The following is a 17,362-nucleotide window of genomic DNA, read 5'->3' as shown; positions in this document are numbered from 1 at the left end:
ATGGTTAAGGTCTATGCCCCGGCTTCCAGTGCCAATATGAGCGTCGGGTTTGATGTCCTGGGCGCGGCAGTGACGCCGATTGACGGCAGCTTGCTGGGCGATAACGTAACGGTTGAGGCGGCAGACCGCTTCAGCCTGCAAAATGTGGGACGCTTTGCGGATAAGCTGCCAACCGAACCACATGAAAACATCGTTTATCAGTGCTGGGAACTGTTCTGCCGGGAAATCGGCAAAGAGATTCCGGTGGTGATGACGCTGGAAAAAAACATGCCGATTGGCTCAGGGCTGGGTTCCAGCGCCTGTTCCGTGGTGGCGGCGCTGGTGGCGATGAATGAACATTGCGGCAAGCCGCTGGATGAAACCCGCATGCTGGCCCTGATGGGCGAGCTAGAAGGACGAATCTCCGGCAGCGTGCACTATGACAACGTGGCGCCGTGCTACCTTGGCGGAATGCAGCTGATGATCGAAGAGAATGGCATCATCAGCCAGCAGGTTCCTTGCTTTGACGAATGGCTGTGGGTGCTGGCTTATCCGGGCATCAAAGTCTCTACGGCGGAAGCGCGAGCCATTCTGCCGGCACAGTATCGTCGTCAGGACTGTATTGCGCATGGGCGTCATCTGGCGGGCTTTATTCATGCCTGCTATTCCCGTCAGCCACAGCTGGCGGCAAAATTGATGAAAGATGTCATTGCAGAACCGTACCGTACCAAGCTGCTGCCGGGCTTCAGCGAAGCGCGTCAGGCGGTGGCCGGTATTGGCGCGATTGCCTGCGGTATCTCCGGTTCCGGGCCGACGCTGTTTGCCCTGTGCAATAAAGCGGAGACGGCGCAGCGCGTAGCCGATTGGCTTGGCCAGAATTACCTGCAGAATCAAGAAGGTTTTGTTCATATTTGTCGACTGGATACAGCCGGCGCACGAGTCGTGGGATAACCGATGAAACTCTATAATTTAAAAGATCACAATGAACAGGTCAGCTTTGCGCAGGCCATTACTCAAGGGCTTGGCAAACATCAAGGACTGTTCTTTCCGCACGATCTGCCGGAATTCAGCCTGACCGACATTGATGACCTGCTAACGCAGGATTTCGTCACCCGCAGCGCGAAAATTCTCTCCGCGTTTATCGGCGACGAAATTCCACAGGCCGAGCTGGAGCAGCGTATTGGTAATGCATTTACCTTCCCCGCGCCGGTGAACAAGGTGCAGGAAGATATCGGCTGCCTGGAGCTGTTCCATGGCCCAACCCTGGCGTTTAAGGATTTTGGCGGCCGCTTTATGGCGCAGATGCTGACCCTTATTGCCGGTGAAAAGCCGGTAACTATTCTGACCGCGACCTCTGGCGATACTGGTGCGGCGGTGGCACATGCCTTCTACGGCCTGCCAAACGTCAAAGTGGTGATTCTGTACCCGCGCGGCAAAATCAGTCCGCTGCAGGAAAAACTGTTCTGCACGCTGGGTGGCAATATTGAAACCGTGGCTATCGACGGCGATTTCGATGCCTGCCAGGCGCTGGTCAAACAGGCCTTCGACGACGAAGAACTGAAGGTTGCGCTGGGCCTCAACTCCGCGAACTCCATTAACATCAGCCGCCTGCTGGCGCAGATTTGCTACTACTTCGAAGCGGTGGCTCAGCTGCCGCAGGAAGCGCGTAATCAGCTGGTGGTTTCCGTTCCGAGCGGAAATTTTGGCGACCTGACTGCTGGCCTGCTGGCAAAATCATTAGGCCTGCCGATTAAGCGTTTTATTGCTGCGACTAACGCTAACGACACCGTGCCGCGTTTCCTGCAGGACGGTAAATGGGCGCCAAAAGCGACTCAGGCGACCCTGTCTAACGCGATGGACGTCAGCCAGCCGAACAACTGGCCGCGCGTGGAAGAGCTGTTCCGCCGTAAGATCTGGCGTCTCAATGAGCTGGGCTACGCAGCAGTGGACGATGAAACCACCAAAGCGACGATGCGCGAGCTGCAGGCGCTGGGTTACACCTCCGAGCCACACGCTGCTATTGCCTACCGTGCGCTGCGCGATCAGCTTCAGCCGGGCGAGTACGGGCTGTTCCTTGGCACTGCGCATCCAGCGAAGTTCAAAGAGAGCGTGGAAGAGATCTTGCAAGAAACGTTGCCGCTGCCAAAAGCGCTGGCGGATCGTGCCGACCTGCCGCTGCTGTCGCATAACCTGCCGGCTGACTATGCCGCGCTGCGTAAGCTAATGATGGACAAGGCGTAACGTCTCCGTTTCCCCTTTCTGAACGGAGGGGGAAATAGGGAGAAATTATGTAGAAATTCCGCAGGGAAAATGGAGAAATTCCCAATAAATGCGGGAGGTTACAATATAGGATTGCGGAGAATAACCAACAGGGGTTCACCACGGTAAGCTCTCTTCATCGGCCATATTGGCAAATGATGAACAAAGGAGTTATCCATGTTAAAACCTGCGATGTTTGCACTGGCAATGATGCTGGCAGCTCCGGTAATGGTACAGGCCGCGGAGATAACGCTTATCCCGGCGGTGAAGCTACAGATTGGCGATCAGGATAATAGCGGGCGCTATTGGGATGGCGGTAACTGGCGTGATCATAGCTGGTGGAAAGATCACTATGAATGGCGGGATAACCGCTGGCACGCTCATACCCCACCGCCACAACCGCATCACGATAACCGCGATCATCATGACAACCGTGGACATGACAATCGCGGTCCTGGTAACGATCATCGCGACGATCATCGTCCACCGCCAAATCATCGTTAATCCGCAAAAAAAAGCCCGGCATTGCCGGGCTTTATCGATTACTGCTCGTGACGTTTAAAAACCAACTCGTCGTGGGTTGAGCTTGCCGGATCGAAGAAATATCCTTCAGTGTTAAACCCTGTTAACTGCTCTGGTTTGGTCAGGCGATTTTCGATGATAAAACGGCTCATCAGCCCGCGTGCCTTTTTGGCGTAGAAACTGATGACCTTAAATTTACCGTTCTTCTCATCGAGGAACACCGGCTTGATGATTTTCCCGTTGAGCGCCTTGGGTTTCACCGAGCGGAAGTATTCGTCTGACGCCAGATTCACCACCACATCATCACCCTGAGCCTCTAACGCCGAATTCAGCGTTTGGGTGATTTCCTCTCCCCAGAACTGGTACAGATCTTTACCGCGCGGGTTTTCCAGGCGAATGCCCATTTCCAGACGGTAGGGCTGCATCAGATCCAGCGGGCGCAGTACGCCATACAGGCCGGACAACATGCGCAGGTGTTTCTGAGCAAAGTCGAAGTCGGCCTCGCTGAAGGTTTCCGCCTGTAGCCCGGTGTAGACATCGCCCTTAAACGCGAGGATTGCCTGGCGCGCATTATCCGGCGTGAAGTCCGGATGCCAGTCGTGGAAACGGGTGGCGTTCAGGTCTGCCAGCTTGTCGCTTATCCCCATCAGCGCCTTGATCTGCGGCGCGGAGAGTCTACGCGCAACGCCTATCAACTGCTGGGATTGTTCCAGTAGCGCGGGCTGGGTATAGCGCGTCGTTGCCAGCGGGCTTTGGTAATCGAGCGTTTTAGCAGGAGAAATCAGAATCAGCATATCCAGTCCTTGCAGAAAATTTCACTCAACTTTAACAAAAAAACGGCATCAGGTGATCGATTGCTGCTATTGGCGCGGCGGTTGATCCCAACTCTCCGGCGCCAGCTGCGGGGCAATTTCCGGGTAATAGTCGGGGTCGAACACCGGCGTCACGCCTAGCTTACGCTGGCGCAGGTAGTCGGTAGCAATAATGCGCACTACCGGCGAGAGCAGCAAAATGGCCGTCAGGTTGGTGATGGCCATCAGCGCCATAATGACGTCCGCCATCTGCCAGACTACCGGCAGATCCAGCAAGCTACCGGCTATCACCATCAGCAGCGTAGCAAGGCGCAGCAGCCAAATGGCCCACGGATTATTCCAGCGTAAAAAGATCAGGTTATTTTCGGCGTAGACATAGTTTGCCACCACCGAAGTAAAAGCGAACAACACCATCACCACCGCCACGAAGCTTGCTCCCCAGTCACCGACCAGCACGTTCATGGCGTGTTGAATCAGCTGGATGCCGTCGTAGCTGGTGGTTTTGGTACCATGGCCCGCCAGCAACACGACCATGGCGCTGGCGCTACAGATGACAATGGTATCGATTAACACGCCAATCATCTGGACGATCCCCTGCGCCGCCGGATGCGGTGGGAAAGAGGAGGCCGCCGCCGAGGCGTTCGGTGTCGACCCCATACCCGCTTCGTTAGAGAACATGCTGCGCTGGAAACCGCTGGTGATAGCCTGGCTCACGCTGTAGCCCACGGCACCCGCCGCTGCTTCCTGCCAGCCAAAGGCGCTACGGATAATCATTTCGATAATGGCCGGTAGCTCGACGATATGCCACAGGCTGATGAGCAGGCACGCGGCTACCCACAGAAGGGCCATAAAGGGCACGACCCATTGACTGAACTTCGCCACGCCTTTCATGCCGCGCATAATCACCAGTAGCGCAAGTACGGCCATGACCACGCCAGTCGCGGCTTTAGGTACATCGAACGCATACTCCAGTGCGTGCGCGGTTGAGTTAGCCTGCACGGTATTGAAAATCAACCCGTAGGCCAGAAGCAGAAGCAGGGAAAAGATGACGCCCATCCAGCGCATTCCCAGCCCACGGGACATATACCAGGCCGGGCCGCCGCGGAACTGGCCACTGGCATCACGTTCTTTGTACAGCTGCGCCAGCGAGCATTCGGCAAAGCTGCTGGCCATGCCGATAATGGCGGCAACCCACATCCAGAACACCGCACCGGGGCCACCGACGGTAATCGCTAAGGCCACGCCCGCCAGATTACCGCTACCCACACGGGCGGCAAGGCTAATGCATAACACCTGAAATGAGGTCAGGCCGCCTTCACGGGGCGTCAGGCTTCTTTTCAGACTTTTGCTAAACTGACGGATGTAGCGAAACTGGATATAGCCGGTTCTCCATGTGAACCATAGGCCACAGCCGAGGAGTAGGTAAATCATTACCGAACCCCACAGTATCTCGCTGATAAAGGTGAGAAACTCAGGCATTAAACGTCCTCTTGTCTATGCCAAAATCGAGGGCTGAGCGCGGGAAGGTAAGATTGCCTTACACGATTCGATTCAGCCAATGTAAGCGCTACCACTATCAGGGCGCAGAAACGCAACCCTCAAAGTTTGATATTGCAGTTTATCATACTCTGCGCTCTCGCGACGTCGGCGGTTGCGCTGAGAGTGCGGCGTGATATTATCGGGGCAGACCGGTTACATCCCCCTAACAGCTGTTTAAAGAGAAACACTATCATGACGGATAAATTGACATCTCTGCGTCAGTACACAACCGTAGTGGCTGACACTGGAGACATCGCAGCAATGAAGCTGTATCAGCCTCAGGATGCGACAACCAACCCTTCTCTGATTCTGGGTGCAGCGCAGATCCCTGAGTACCGTAAACTGATTGATGATGCGGTAGAGTGGGCGCGCAGCCAGAGCAGCGATCGTGCTCAGCAGGTTGTAGATGCTACCGACAAACTGGCCGTAAATATCGGTCTGGAAATTCTGAAACTGGTCCCTGGCCGTATTTCAACGGAAGTTGATGCGCGTCTGTCTTATGACACCAAAGCGTCTATCGCGAAAGCGAAACGCCTGATCAAAATGTACAACGATGCTGGTATCAGCAACGATCGTATCCTGATCAAACTGGCTTCTACCTGGCAGGGCATCTGCGCGGCAGAGCAGCTGGAAAAAGAAGGTATCAACTGTAACCTGACGCTGCTGTTCTCCTTCGCTCAGGCTCGCGCTTGTGCGGAAGCTGGCGTATACCTGATCTCTCCATTCGTGGGCCGTATTCTGGATTGGTACAAAGCCAATACCGATAAGAAAGAGTACGCTCCAGCAGAAGATCCAGGTGTGGTTTCCGTGAGCGAAATCTACCAGTACTACAAACAGCACGGTTACGAGACTGTCGTAATGGGTGCAAGCTTCCGTAACATCGGTGAAATCCTGGAACTGGCTGGCTGTGACCGCTTGACCATCGCTCCAGCACTGCTGAAAGAGCTGGCAGAAAGCGAAGGCGCACTGGAACGTAAACTGACCTTTACCGGTGAAGTGAAAGCGCGTCCAGACCGCATCACCGAGTCCGAGTTCCTGTGGCAGCACAACCAGGATCCAATGGCCGTTGATAAACTGGCGGAAGGTATCCGTAAGTTTGCTATCGACCAGGAAAAACTGGAAAAAATGATCGGCGACCTGCTGTAAGACAGCGTTGTTGCCTGACAACGGCCCGTTTCTCATTACTGAGAGCGGGCCATTTTTTTAATGCTGGAGAGAAGGGAGTTCTTCTGCCGTAATACCGGTCATCTCGATGATATCAGCCACCGATATCCCTTTTTTGAGCATTGCCCGCGCGATTTTCCGTGATGCCTCGCGCTCGCCCGTATGCATACCTTCCTGAATACCTTCGGTGCGTCATTCTTGCTTTAATTGCTCTGCTAATGTCATGAGTTCGTCTCCATACTGAGGCACATGTTGCGCCATCTCAAACAGTAATGTGCGGGCATCCTGAGCCTTTCCCGCCTGCAGCATGTAGTTTACCGGCGCAATAATCTGTTGTCCGCTGATGTGGTTGCGGGTTAATAGCCCTGCAAGCTTATCAAATAGCCGGGTCAGATCGCGCTGGCGGATATGCTTTTGAATCAGCGTCAGCGCGGCCATGCTGCGGTGCTGCATAATCTCATCAGATGAATAGCAATAAAATCTCGCGCCGTTTCCATTCGTGAGAGAAACGTTTTAAACACCAAATCATGGGGTGTGGGGGACCGGTTTTTATGCATTTTCCACCTTCCGTGGTTATCTTTCGCCGGAGTCTGCCACCCCGGCAAACCGCACGACAGTGAATTATCAATCGGCCTGCTGATTTTGCGGAGCGCCTCGGGGAATGCGGCCAGATAACCCGTTTGGGGATTTAGTATTGCCGGACAATCGCGTGTATCATTTCGCTTAACAGCACCGTTTTAATGGAATAATCATGAATACTTTACGCATTGGCTTAGTTTCTATCTCTGACCGCGCTTCCAGCGGCGTGTATCAGGATAAAGGCATCCCGGCACTCGAAGAGTGGCTGGCATCAGCCTTGACCACTCCTTTTAAAGTGGAAACCCGCTTGATCCCCGACGAGCAAACGATTATTGAGCAAACGCTGTGTGAGCTGGTGGATGAGATGAGCTGCCATTTGGTTCTGACCACCGGCGGCACTGGCCCTGCGCGTCGCGATGTCACGCCGGATGCGACGCTGGCCATTGCCGACCGCGTGATGCCGGGTTTTGGTGAGCAGATGCGTCAGGTCAGCCTGCATTTTGTGCCGACGGCGATTCTCTCCCGCCAGGTTGGGGTCATTCGTAAGCAGGCGCTGATTCTGAACTTGCCGGGTCAGCCGAAAGCGATTCAGGAGACGCTGGAAGGGGTTAAAGACGCGGAAGGTAAAGTGTTGGTCAACGGTATTTTTGCAAGTGTACCGTATTGTGTACAATTGCTGGAGGGGCCGTACATTGAAACCAATGCTGATGTGGTAGCAGCTTTTCGCCCTAAGAGCGCACGTCGCGAGACATTATCCTGAATGTAATGCATTCCTGACATAACCTATCATTCCTCTGGAGTGGGATAGGGTTTACGGTATAGTAATTTTTGCTTTACATAAATCGTAAACTTTTATCAACAGCTCAACTTTGCGAATGGTTCGTTATGTCAAATTACACCCGACCTCTGAATCGACAAGATTATAAAACTCTGACATTGGCGGCATTAGGCGGCGCGCTGGAGTTTTACGACTTCATCATTTTCGTCTTCTTTGCCGCCGTGGTAGGGGAGCTCTTTTTCCCGGCAGATATTCCCGAATGGCTGCGCCAGGTGCAGACTTTCGGCATCTTTGCCGCCGGTTATCTGGCCCGTCCTCTCGGTGGCATTATTATGGCGCACTTCGGCGATCTGGTCGGGCGCAAGAAAATGTTCACCCTTAGCATTCTCCTGATGGCGGTACCGACGTTGGCAATTGGCCTGCTGCCAACCTATGCCACTGCCGGGCTGGCGGCGCCGTTATTGCTGCTATTGATGCGTATTCTGCAAGGCGCGGCGATTGGTGGGGAAGTGCCTGGGGCATGGGTATTTGTCGCCGAGCACGTTCCGGCGCGTCGGATTGGTATTGCCTGTGGGACGCTGACGGCAGGGCTGACGGTCGGGATCCTGCTGGGTTCGGTGGTGGCAACGCTGATTAACACCCAACTAACGCCGCAGGCGATTCATAACGGCGGCTGGCGTATACCTTTCCTGTTGGGCGGTATCTTTGGCCTGGTGGCGATGTACCTGCGCCGCTGGCTGCAGGAAACGCCTATCTTCCTTGAGATGCAGCAGCGTAAGGCGCTAGCGCAGGAGTTGCCGATTAAATCGGTGGTGCTCAAGCATAAGCAGGCGGTGGTAGTTTCCATGCTGCTGACCTGGCTGTTGTCGGCCGGCATTGTGGTGGTGATTTTGATGTCTCCCGTCTGGCTGCAAAAGCAGTACGGCTTTGCCCCAGCGCTGACCTTACAGGCCAACAGTGTGGCAACGGTAATGCTTTGTGTCGGCTGCCTGCTGGCCGGATTGATTGTGGATAAAGTGGGTGCCAGCAAAACCTTTATCGTTGGCAGTATTTTACTCGCCTGTTCCAGTTGGCTTTTCTATCACCTGGCGGGAACGCATCCAGAACAATTATTCCTGCTGTATGGATTAGTGGGGCTGTGCGTTGGCGTGGTCGGTGCGGTGCCGTATGTGATGGTGCGTGCCTTCCCGGCAGAGGTTCGCTTTACCGGCATTTCATTTTCCTACAATCTTTCTTACGCTATTTTCGGCGGCCTGACGCCGATTGCCGTGACCATGCTGATGGGCGTGTCGCCAATGGCACCTGCCTGGTATGTACTGGCGCTGTCGTTGCTGGGATTGGCGTTGGGAATTTGGTTACGCAAAGAAGCGCCTGCGGCTGTGGGCGGTGAGCTACAGCGGTCGTAGTCGAGTCTGGTGCCCGGCGCAGCCACGCCGGGCTATTCGCTAGCGAATGATATTGACGTCCTTAAACATAAAGCGCTTTTTCTGCCCTTCTTCCTGGTAGCCAATACGAATAAAGATGCGTAGGTCTTCGAGCCAGGCATAATCGCTACTCATTGCTCGACCGTCGCCCCGGTCGTCGGTGCAGCTCAGTTCAAGATAGCGTCCCGGGAATTTCTCATTCAGCATTGAGGCGTCGTGCCAGGGTGCTTCCACGCGGCAAATCTGACTTTTTGATTTACTCTTCTGTGGGTCTTGCTCATTTTTCAGCATCGTATGCCAGCGATATGACTTACCGACCACCGGCTCGGCGCTAAAGTCCGTTTCCAGCGTCTGGCCGATGAGAGGGCTGTTTTGCATGGAATCCCACTCTTTCAGGTTCACCATATTGAACAGGCGCTGGTACTGGATGTAGAACGTCACCCCTTTGAGTATCAGGGTATCAAGCGTCAGCGTGCTGCCGTCCGGCAGGCGGTCGATTCGTGTCTGTGCGCTGCTGCCGTCATTCCCCGGCCATACCTGGGTGAACGTGAGACGGGTAAAGTTCGGTGTACGGTTTTCACCTTCCAGTGTCTGATGAATCGTCTTATTTACCGGTTCTGGTAGCGGGTAGCGGGCTAATGCACTGGGGTCGTTTTGGGTAAAATCAGGGAGCGCCAGCGGTTCATCGGCAGCTGTTTTCTGTCGCTCGACCAGTGGACCATGGCCGGTAAACTGACTGAGATCTTTTAAGGCGCACAGCGTTTTTATTGGCGCGGTGAGCGCTGGAGATAGAGGGGAGAAAACGGCATCCGGCGTTATGCTGTTGTCGGTCACAACTGATCCATAGACCGAAAAAGTCCGCTCAATACGCGCCTGATTATTACCGCAGTTAACCTGCATTTGACTGATCTTAAAGTCGTAGGGGGCGGCATATTGTGCGTCACGATGAATCTTGGCGTAATCGGTCCCCAGCCGCAGATTGAGCATGTTGCCCTGACGATAGCTGCGGTTCAAATCGATAAACGGCCGATCGCCATTTTTATCCACTGCAGACAGCCCCACCCAGCGGGTCGGCGGTATTTTTTGCTGGCAGATATTGAGCGCCGGGTCGGTACTCATCAGGCTGTCGGCATCGGGTTCGAAAGGGATACCGGGAATATAGCGGGCAAAAGAGCTGCTGCCATATACGCGCATATCTTTCCCGGCCGCGGTCCGCAGGTTCATATACAGCAATGTCTTAGCCTGGGTGCCACAATCCATATTTAGCCAAAGAGAGTTACGTGCTCCCCCCGCCATCATAATGCGATAAACCGTATTGATGCTGTTGCCTGTGCGAACGGTATTGTCCTTATCCCAATCAACGCCGGTGACTTCGTTGGCTGATAGCGCATATCCGGTGGCAGGAAGTAGGGCGCTGGTGGCCAGAATCACGTAGCTGGCAGACGTAAGCCGCATTATCAACAATCCTTTTAATGATGAGGAGCCGTTGAAAATAACGTAAATAGCGAGCGGGCGATAACCCCAGGATAGGTAGTTGGCGGGTAAAAAAAAGCGCCGGACAGGCCGGCGCTTTTAAAGAGAGGTGAGGATTAGTGTTTTTCACCAATCGGCAGCACGGTGCGGCCGAACTGTTCGTTCAGCACTTCACCCATTGCCAGGTAAATAGCGCTTGCGCCACACACCAGGCCAATCCAGCCAGCAACGTGGATGATCGCTTCGTTGCCGTTGATGTTGCCAATCGCCAGCAGGGCGAACAGTACGGTCAGGCTCAGGAACACGAACTGCAGCATGCGTGCCGCTTTCAGGGTACCGAAGAACATGAACAGCGTGAACACGCCCCACAGGCCCAGGTAGGCGCCGAGGAACTGCGCGTTAGGTGCTTCAGTCAGGCCCATTTTCGGCATCAGCAGGATGGCGACCAGAGTCAGCCAGAAAGAGCCGTAAGAGGTAAAGGCGGTCAGACCGAAAGTATTCCCTTTTTTGTATTCCAGCAGGCCCGCAAAAATCTGTGCGATACCGCCGTAGAAAATACCCATTGCCAGAATAATACCGTCAAGCGCAAAGAAACCCGCGTTGTGCAGGTTAAGCAGAATGGTGGTCATGCCGAAGCCCATCAGGCCCAGCGGTGCCGGGTTAGCCAACTTAGTGTTGCCCATAATTCCTCAAATCATCATTGAATGGTGAAATAGTCTCCCCAGTGTTGGGGCGCGGCATAATAATCAGGAGTAAACGGGCTGTCTATGATCTCGTGAGGGGAAAATAAACTATTTTCCCCGTTTTACGCTTAACCTAAGCGTTTTAGTGAGGTAATGGCCATCATGCGACGCAGGCAAGCGATGCGCAGGACGGTGGGAATAGTGACCCGATAGGCGCTACCGCTCACCGCCTTCACGCCGTTGACTGCCGCGCCCACCGGCCCGCCAAGCCCTACGCCACGTATCAAGCCATGGCCAATAACGCTCACCGCAGCATGCTTATGCAGAATGTGGCTGAGCTGGTCGGCCAGCAGATGCGATACCCCATGTTCCAGACGGTGGTGATCGATTAGCTGAGGCAATAATTTTTCCAGTTCCGTTACTTTCAGCTCGACGGCGGCATGAAAGCGGGCTTTCTGCTCATCATCCATTCGCTGCCAGGCGTGACGGATAAAATGCTCAAGCAGGATTTTTTCAATCTCAGCCGTTGGCATCTCCTTATCGGCTTTGAGGCTCAGACGTTTGGCTACGTCGATGAGAATTTCACGATACAGTTTTCCGTGACCACGTAATTTGTTGGCAATACTGTCGCCACCAAAGTGCTGTAGTTCACCGGCAATCAATTGCCAGTTACGACGGTGTTGTTCAGGATGTCCTTCCATCGACATGTACAATTCATTGTTTAAGAGGGCGCTTGATAGACGGCGTTTTCCCTTTTCATTGTGCGTCAGCAACTGGGCTAAGTTTGCCAGTTGCTCTTCGCTACAGTGCTGAAGAAAAACGAGGTCGTTGTCATCCAGGTAGAAGGCTTTCATTGGGTATGCGGCTTTTGTCTGAGGGCGGAGTTAATCGTCGCCAATGATTTTTAGCGAGGCCATATCGGAGGAGTTCACCGTATGTCCGGAGAAGGAAATTCTGGAGACACAGCGTTTGTTGTCGTTATCGCTGTTGATATTAATCCAGTCCGTGGTCACGCCTTGTTTGAGGGTTGACGGTACGTTCAGGCTCTGGCTGCTGCTGCGGTCCGCTTTAAAATAGACGGATGCGCCGCTTAATGCAGCGTCGCCGCGATCGACGGTGAGCTGGATGCGTTTCACCACGCGGCACACCGGCAGCTTAAGCGTCAGGTCGTTGGTTTCATTGCGGGGTAATGCAATGACGCCCAGCGTTTTATGGTCGTTGGCATAGGCGGATCCCGCCAGCAGCAGGCCGAACGCCAGGCAGGCTGAGAGACTTACGATGGCTTTCATTGTGTTCCTTACCGAAAAAGGCCGTTTCAGGACATGAAACGGAAAGGCGAATTTTATCGCTCTCCGGCAAGGCTTTCAGCGCTTAATTATGACTTTGTGTGACAGTAATTTATTGAATGAATTTGGTTTTTTATATAATTGACGTGAATAAAACTGGCGAGGGAAATTAAATTAAAAGCGCACTGAATGAAAAAATTTTTAGCCTGCCCCCTTGATGGATGACGTTGAGCCCCCATCTTGTACTCAACCGCAGTGAATGAGTCTGAAAAAAAACGATTCAGGGCAGTTGAAACCGTAGGTTTCGCCCTTATTACAGACTCACAACCACATGTTGAATGAATTTTTAGTGGAGACGTTTAGATGGGTAAAATTATTGGTATCGATCTGGGTACTACCAACTCTTGTGTAGCGATTATGGATGGCACTACTGCACGCGTGCTAGAGAACGCCGAAGGCGATCGCACCACGCCTTCTATTATTGCATATACCCAGGATGGTGAAACTCTGGTTGGTCAGCCGGCTAAACGTCAGGCAGTGACAAACCCGCAAAACACTCTGTTTGCGATTAAACGCCTGATTGGTCGCCGCTTCCAGGACGAAGAAGTGCAGCGTGATGAAGCCATCATGCCGTACAAAATCATCGGTGCTGACAACGGTGATGCATGGATCGATGTGAAGGGTCAGAAAATGGCACCTCCACAGATCTCTGCCGAAGTGCTGAAAAAAATGAAGAAAACGGCTGAAGATTACCTGGGCGAACCGGTAACTGAAGCGGTTATCACCGTACCTGCTTACTTCAACGATGCTCAGCGTCAGGCAACTAAAGATGCCGGTCGTATCGCAGGTCTGGAAGTAAAACGTATCATCAACGAACCGACCGCCGCTGCACTGGCTTACGGTCTGGATAAAGAAGTCGGCAACCGTACTATCGCGGTTTATGACCTCGGTGGTGGTACTTTCGATATCTCCGTTATCGAAATCGACGAAGTTGACGGCGAAAAAACCTTCGAAGTACTGGCTACCAACGGTGATACTCACCTGGGTGGTGAAGACTTCGATAGCCGTATGATCAACTACCTCGTTGATGAGTTTAAGAAAGACCAGGGCATCGACCTGCGTAACGATCCGCTGGCGATGCAGCGTCTGAAAGAAGCAGCAGAAAAAGCGAAAATCGAGCTGTCTTCTGCTCAGCAGACCGACGTTAACCTGCCGTACATCACTGCAGATGCGTCTGGTCCTAAACACATGAACATCAAAGTGACTCGTGCGAAACTGGAAAGCCTGGTAGAAGACCTGGTTAACCGTTCTATCGAGCCGCTGAAAGTTGCACTGCAGGACGCTGGCCTGTCTGTTTCCGACATCCAGGACGTTATCCTGGTCGGTGGTCAGACTCGTATGCCAATGGTTCAGAAGAAAGTTGCTGAGTTCTTCGGTAAAGAGCCACGTAAAGACGTTAACCCGGACGAAGCCGTTGCTATCGGTGCTGCAGTCCAGGGTGGTGTATTGACGGGTGAAGTGAAAGACGTACTGCTGCTGGACGTTACCCCACTGTCTCTGGGTATCGAAACCATGGGCGGCGTGATGACTGCACTCATCAACAAAAACACCACTATCCCGACCAAGCACAGCCAGGTGTTCTCTACCGCTGAAGACAACCAGTCTGCGGTAACCATCCATGTGCTGCAGGGTGAGCGTAAACGTGCTTCCGATAACAAAGATCTCGGCCAGTTCAACCTGGACGGTATCAGCCCAGCACCGCGCGGCATGCCGCAGATCGAAGTGACCTTCGATATCGATGCTGATGGTATCCTGCACGTGTCTGCAAAAGACAAAAACAGCGGTAAAGAGCAGAAGATCACCATCAAGGCTTCTTCTGGTCTGAACGAAGACGAAATTCAGAAAATGGTTCGCGAAGCCGAAGCTAACGCCGAAGCTGATCGTAAGTTTGAAGAGCTGGTTCAGACCCGCAACCAGGGCGACCATCTGCTGCACAGCACCCGTAAGCAGGTTGAAGAAGCGGGCGAACAGCTGCCAGCTGAAGACAAAACGGCTATCGAGTCTGCACTGACTGCGCTGGAAGCGTCTCTGAAAGGCGAAGACAAAGCTGACATCGAAGCGAAAATGCAGGCGCTGGCACAGGTTTCCCAGAAACTGATGGAAATCGCTCAGCAGCAGCACGCACAGCAGCAGGCTGGTGCAGCAGGCGCTGACGCTTCCGCGAACAATGCGAAAGACGACGACGTTGTTGACGCTGAGTTCGAAGAAGTGAAAGACAAAAAATAATCGCCCTGATGCAGGGTAGTTAATTGGCACGGGCGTAGGAGATCTCTCCACGCCCGTGCTCGTATGTTAAGGGGCTCGAAAACAACAATGGCAAAGCAAGATTATTACGAGATTTTGGGCGTTTCCAAAACAGCGGAAGAGCGTGAAATCAAAAAGGCGTACAAACGCCTGGCCATGAAATTCCACCCGGACCGCAACCAAGGGGATAAAGAGGCCGAAGCCAAGTTTAAAGAGATCAAAGAAGCGTATGAGATCCTGACCGATGCGCAGAAGCGTGCGGCCTACGATCAGTACGGTCATGCAGCCTTTGAACAAGGTGGCATGGGTGGCGGCGGCGGTGGTTACGGCGGCGGCGCAGACTTTGGTGATATCTTTGGTGACGTATTCGGTGACATCTTCGGCGGTGGCCGTGGTCGCCAGCGTGCATCCCGTGGCGCCGATCTGCGCTACAACATGGATCTGACGCTGGAAGAAGCGGTTCGTGGTGTGACCAAAGAGATCCGCATTCCAACGCTGGAAGAGTGTGATGTTTGCCACGGCAGCGGCGCGAAAGCGGGTTCACAGCCGCAGACCTGTCCAACCTGTCACGGTGCAGGCCAGGTGCAGATGCGCCAGGGCTTCTTCGCCGTGCAGCAGACCTGTCCACACTGTCAGGGCCGCGGTACGCTGATTAAAGATCCGTGCAACAAATGCCACGGTCATGGTCGCGTAGAGAAAACCAAAACGCTGTCCGTGAAGATTCCGGCAGGCGTAGACACCGGCGATCGTATTCGCTTATCTGGTGAAGGCGAAGCGGGCGAACACGGTGCACCGGCGGGCGATCTGTACGTTCAGGTTCAGGTGAAGCAGCATGCTATCTTCGAGCGTGAAGGCAACAACCTGTACTGTGAAGTGCCGATCAACTTCACTATGGCGGCACTGGGCGGCGAGATTGAAGTTCCGACGCTCGATGGTCGCGTGAAGCTGAAAATCCCGGGCGAAACGCAAACCGGCAAACTGTTCCGTATGCGTGGCAAGGGCGTGAAATCTGTCCGCGGTGGTGCGCAAGGCGACCTGCTGTGCCGTGTGGTTGTTGAAACGCCAGTGAGTCTGAACGAGAAGCAGAAACAGTTGCTTAAAGATCTGCAGGACAGCTTCGGCGGCCCAACCGGTGAAAACAACAGTCCGCGCTCCAAAAGCTTCTTTGACGGCGTGAAAAAGTTTTTTGACGATTTAACGCGTTAATCACTTCAGTCATATCATATAAAAGCCCGGGGTTGCGAAGCTCTGGGCTTTTTATTATGTATTTATATTATTTTTTGATGGGTTCTTTAGCATAAACTTTTACCCTTGCAATTACATATTTTGTCGAGGGTAGAATGTTAATTCCTAATCACATATCCAATAGTAAGGTTATTTTACTCGATCTGGATGTCTTAATTACAATCATCACAGTTGGAGCATGGGGAGGCATAGTTAGCTATCTTTTAAGGAAAAGTAGACGCAAATACACCAAGTTTAATACACGTCTAAAATATTGTTTAACTCAGATCATAATATCTTGCTTTACCAGTTTTCTTTTAAGCACAGTTGCGATTGAGAAGGCGTTTAGTTTTAATATGGTTCTATTAGTTGCTGGTCTAGGGGGAGTGTTTTCAGGTCCGGTTTTGCGATTTTTTAACGATTGGATAAAAAAATATTTTGACAATGATCGCTAGAATTAATGCAGGAATCGTTTGTTTTTTTTATTCGGGCTCATCCATGAGCCTGTTGTTGATATAAAGAGGTTAGAGCGGATATTTTAAAAGTAAAACACAAATTGTTATAGCCAAGAGCAAAAACATAAGATGGATATTTTTAGCATGGTTGTTCATTAGTTTGTTTTCTTTTTTTTGGGATGTACTAATGGTGTCAATGAAGATGTTATTATTAATAATTACACCCTCTCTCGGAAGGGTGGTAAAAAAATCCTCCAGCCCTATCTTACGTAAATCCCGACGCAGTAGGTAAAACAACTGCGTTAGGTTTGCATCACTAATGTATTGTCCACGTACACCCCATATTGCCCCCATCATCGTCTGCCTTGTTACTGTGTTTTCTTGAGCATTATCAATAAGAAAACTTAGGCATCTGGCACGTAGAATCGTTATTCTTATAATCTCGTTACTGTGTAGAGACTGTATCTCACGTAGAGACTCATCGTATATAAATTGATTGTTTATTTTATATTTTCTCACAAAAAACTCCATTAGGTCATCGGTAAGGCATCGCAGATGTGTCCTGTTACTCTCAGGATGCTATCTGGCACGGAAATAGGTAATAAAATAAACTGTATTTTTTAATTATAATAATCATCGATAATTATATTTAATAAAAGCATATGTTTTATGTGAAAGAGTTTCTTGAATCGTCGTTACAATAAGATGTAACTATGATTGAAATATCTTATTAATTTACACATGGCATTGGTGTTATTTCTTTGCCTGGCACAAACAAAATCATAAGGCATAGTTATTACCTATCTCTATAGCGTTATCTTTAAGATTGAAGATATTATTCATGAGGGAATGCTTTGTTCAAGTATAGATAGTGATTTTGT

Annotated in this window: 18 protein-coding genes and 1 pseudogene; 9 read left to right on the top strand and 10 right to left on the bottom strand. The window is 52.1% G+C overall.

Translation table 11 applies throughout. The annotated features are described in order from the left end of the window. The 3 genes from thrB to LZ634_RS17010 all read left to right on the top strand — a co-directional run bounded on the left by thrB (position 1) and on the right by LZ634_RS17010 (position 2,742). The gene (thrB, locus tag LZ634_RS17020) at positions 1-930 is read left to right on the top strand and encodes a homoserine kinase (protein ID WP_234507370.1); all 930 of its coding nucleotides are present in this window, start codon (positions 1-3) and stop codon (positions 928-930) included. A 3-nt stretch (positions 931-933) separates the two neighbouring features. Continuing rightward, positions 934-2,220 (top strand): threonine synthase, encoded by a 1,287-nt coding sequence (gene thrC / locus LZ634_RS17015; RefSeq protein ID WP_234507368.1) that lies wholly within the window; start codon positions 934-936, stop codon positions 2,218-2,220. Between the two features lie 195 nt (positions 2,221-2,415). Continuing rightward, the gene (locus tag LZ634_RS17010) at positions 2,416-2,742 is read left to right on the top strand and encodes a DUF2502 domain-containing protein (protein WP_234507366.1); all 327 of its coding nucleotides are present in this window, start codon (positions 2,416-2,418) and stop codon (positions 2,740-2,742) included. A 38-nt stretch (positions 2,743-2,780) separates the two neighbouring features. Here the strand turns inward: LZ634_RS17010 and yaaA are convergent, their stop codons facing one another. Beyond that, complete coding sequence (gene yaaA, locus LZ634_RS17005; RefSeq protein ID WP_234507364.1) at positions 2,781-3,554, bottom strand: peroxide stress protein YaaA; 774 nt, start codon at positions 3,552-3,554, stop codon at positions 2,781-2,783. Positions 3,555-3,620: 66 nt separating this feature from the next. After that, positions 3,621-5,051 carry an alanine/glycine:cation symporter family protein gene (locus LZ634_RS17000; protein ID WP_234507363.1) on the bottom strand — a complete coding sequence of 477 codons (1,431 nt, stop codon included), beginning with the start codon at positions 5,049-5,051 and terminating at the stop codon, positions 3,621-3,623. A gap of 252 nt (positions 5,052-5,303) precedes the next feature. Here LZ634_RS17000 and tal point away from each other — a divergent pair, with 252 nt between their 5' ends. Beyond that, positions 5,304-6,257, top strand: a complete 954-nt coding sequence (gene tal, locus LZ634_RS16995) for a transaldolase (protein ID WP_061283010.1) — start codon at positions 5,304-5,306, stop codon at positions 6,255-6,257. 57 nt (positions 6,258-6,314) lie between these two features. Here the strand turns inward: tal and LZ634_RS22645 are convergent, their stop codons facing one another. The 3 genes and pseudogenes from LZ634_RS22645 to LZ634_RS22760 all read right to left on the bottom strand — a co-directional run bounded on the left by LZ634_RS22645 (position 6,315) and on the right by LZ634_RS22760 (position 6,832). Further along, positions 6,315-6,443 carry a hypothetical protein gene (locus tag LZ634_RS22645; RefSeq protein ID WP_265178988.1) on the bottom strand — a complete coding sequence of 43 codons (129 nt, stop codon included), beginning with the start codon at positions 6,441-6,443 and terminating at the stop codon, positions 6,315-6,317. 24 nt (positions 6,444-6,467) lie between these two features. Next, positions 6,468-6,734 (bottom strand): annotated as a pseudogene (locus LZ634_RS16990) (Rpn family recombination-promoting nuclease/putative transposase); the annotation flags it as partial. Then, complete coding sequence (locus LZ634_RS22760; RefSeq protein ID WP_414467748.1) at positions 6,701-6,832, bottom strand: Rpn family recombination-promoting nuclease/putative transposase; 132 nt, start codon at positions 6,830-6,832, stop codon at positions 6,701-6,703. The pseudogene LZ634_RS16990 and the gene LZ634_RS22760, both read right to left, overlap by 34 nt. Positions 6,833-7,026: 194 nt before the next feature. On the opposite strand from LZ634_RS22760, the gene mog reads away from it, so the two are divergent. Together mog and LZ634_RS16980 are read left to right on the top strand one after the other, a co-directional pair. After that, the gene (gene mog, locus LZ634_RS16985; RefSeq protein ID WP_062771696.1) at positions 7,027-7,614 is read left to right on the top strand and encodes a molybdopterin adenylyltransferase; all 588 of its coding nucleotides are present in this window, start codon (positions 7,027-7,029) and stop codon (positions 7,612-7,614) included. Positions 7,615-7,739: 125 nt separating this feature from the next. Next, positions 7,740-9,038, top strand: coding sequence for an MFS transporter (locus tag LZ634_RS16980; RefSeq protein ID WP_234507359.1), 1,299 nt, complete (start codon positions 7,740-7,742; stop codon positions 9,036-9,038). Positions 9,039-9,077: 39 nt separating this feature from the next. Here the strand turns inward: LZ634_RS16980 and LZ634_RS16975 are convergent, their stop codons facing one another. The 4 genes from LZ634_RS16975 to LZ634_RS16960 all read right to left on the bottom strand — a co-directional run bounded on the left by LZ634_RS16975 (position 9,078) and on the right by LZ634_RS16960 (position 12,501). Continuing rightward, the gene (locus tag LZ634_RS16975; RefSeq protein ID WP_234507358.1) at positions 9,078-10,511 is read right to left on the bottom strand and encodes a hypothetical protein; all 1,434 of its coding nucleotides are present in this window, start codon (positions 10,509-10,511) and stop codon (positions 9,078-9,080) included. A 134-nt stretch (positions 10,512-10,645) separates the two neighbouring features. Beyond that, complete coding sequence (gene satP, locus LZ634_RS16970; RefSeq protein ID WP_234507355.1) at positions 10,646-11,212, bottom strand: acetate uptake transporter; 567 nt, start codon at positions 11,210-11,212, stop codon at positions 10,646-10,648. A 128-nt stretch (positions 11,213-11,340) separates the two neighbouring features. Then, positions 11,341-12,066, bottom strand: a complete 726-nt coding sequence (gene msyB, locus LZ634_RS16965; protein ID WP_234507353.1) for an acidic protein MsyB — start codon at positions 12,064-12,066, stop codon at positions 11,341-11,343. A gap of 30 nt (positions 12,067-12,096) precedes the next feature. Beyond that, a complete protein-coding gene (locus LZ634_RS16960) occupies positions 12,097-12,501 on the bottom strand; it encodes a DUF2541 family protein (RefSeq protein ID WP_234507352.1) in 405 nt (134 codons plus the stop codon). A 360-nt stretch (positions 12,502-12,861) separates the two neighbouring features. Here LZ634_RS16960 and dnaK point away from each other — a divergent pair, with 360 nt between their 5' ends. From dnaK to LZ634_RS16945, 3 genes are all read left to right on the top strand, one after another. Beyond that, complete coding sequence (gene dnaK / locus LZ634_RS16955) at positions 12,862-14,784, top strand: molecular chaperone DnaK (RefSeq protein WP_234507349.1); 1,923 nt, start codon at positions 12,862-12,864, stop codon at positions 14,782-14,784. Positions 14,785-14,871: 87 nt separating this feature from the next. Continuing rightward, complete coding sequence (gene dnaJ, locus LZ634_RS16950) at positions 14,872-16,008, top strand: molecular chaperone DnaJ (protein ID WP_234507346.1); 1,137 nt, start codon at positions 14,872-14,874, stop codon at positions 16,006-16,008. Between the two features lie 134 nt (positions 16,009-16,142). Next, a complete protein-coding gene (locus LZ634_RS16945) occupies positions 16,143-16,481 on the top strand; it encodes a phage holin family protein (RefSeq protein WP_234507345.1) in 339 nt (112 codons plus the stop codon). Between the two features lie 69 nt (positions 16,482-16,550). Here the strand turns inward: LZ634_RS16945 and LZ634_RS16940 are convergent, their stop codons facing one another. Beyond that, positions 16,551-17,000 carry a winged helix-turn-helix domain-containing protein gene (locus tag LZ634_RS16940; RefSeq protein WP_234507343.1) on the bottom strand — a complete coding sequence of 150 codons (450 nt, stop codon included), beginning with the start codon at positions 16,998-17,000 and terminating at the stop codon, positions 16,551-16,553. Between the last annotated feature and the right edge of the window lie 362 nt (positions 17,001-17,362).

The sequence above is a fragment of the Kluyvera intermedia genome, from assembly GCF_021440345.1.
Taxonomy (GTDB): Bacteria; Pseudomonadota; Gammaproteobacteria; order Enterobacterales; family Enterobacteriaceae; genus Kluyvera; species Kluyvera intermedia_A.
The sequence above is the reverse complement of the archived record's forward strand: the minus strand, read 5'-3'. Positions and strand labels throughout refer to the sequence as shown.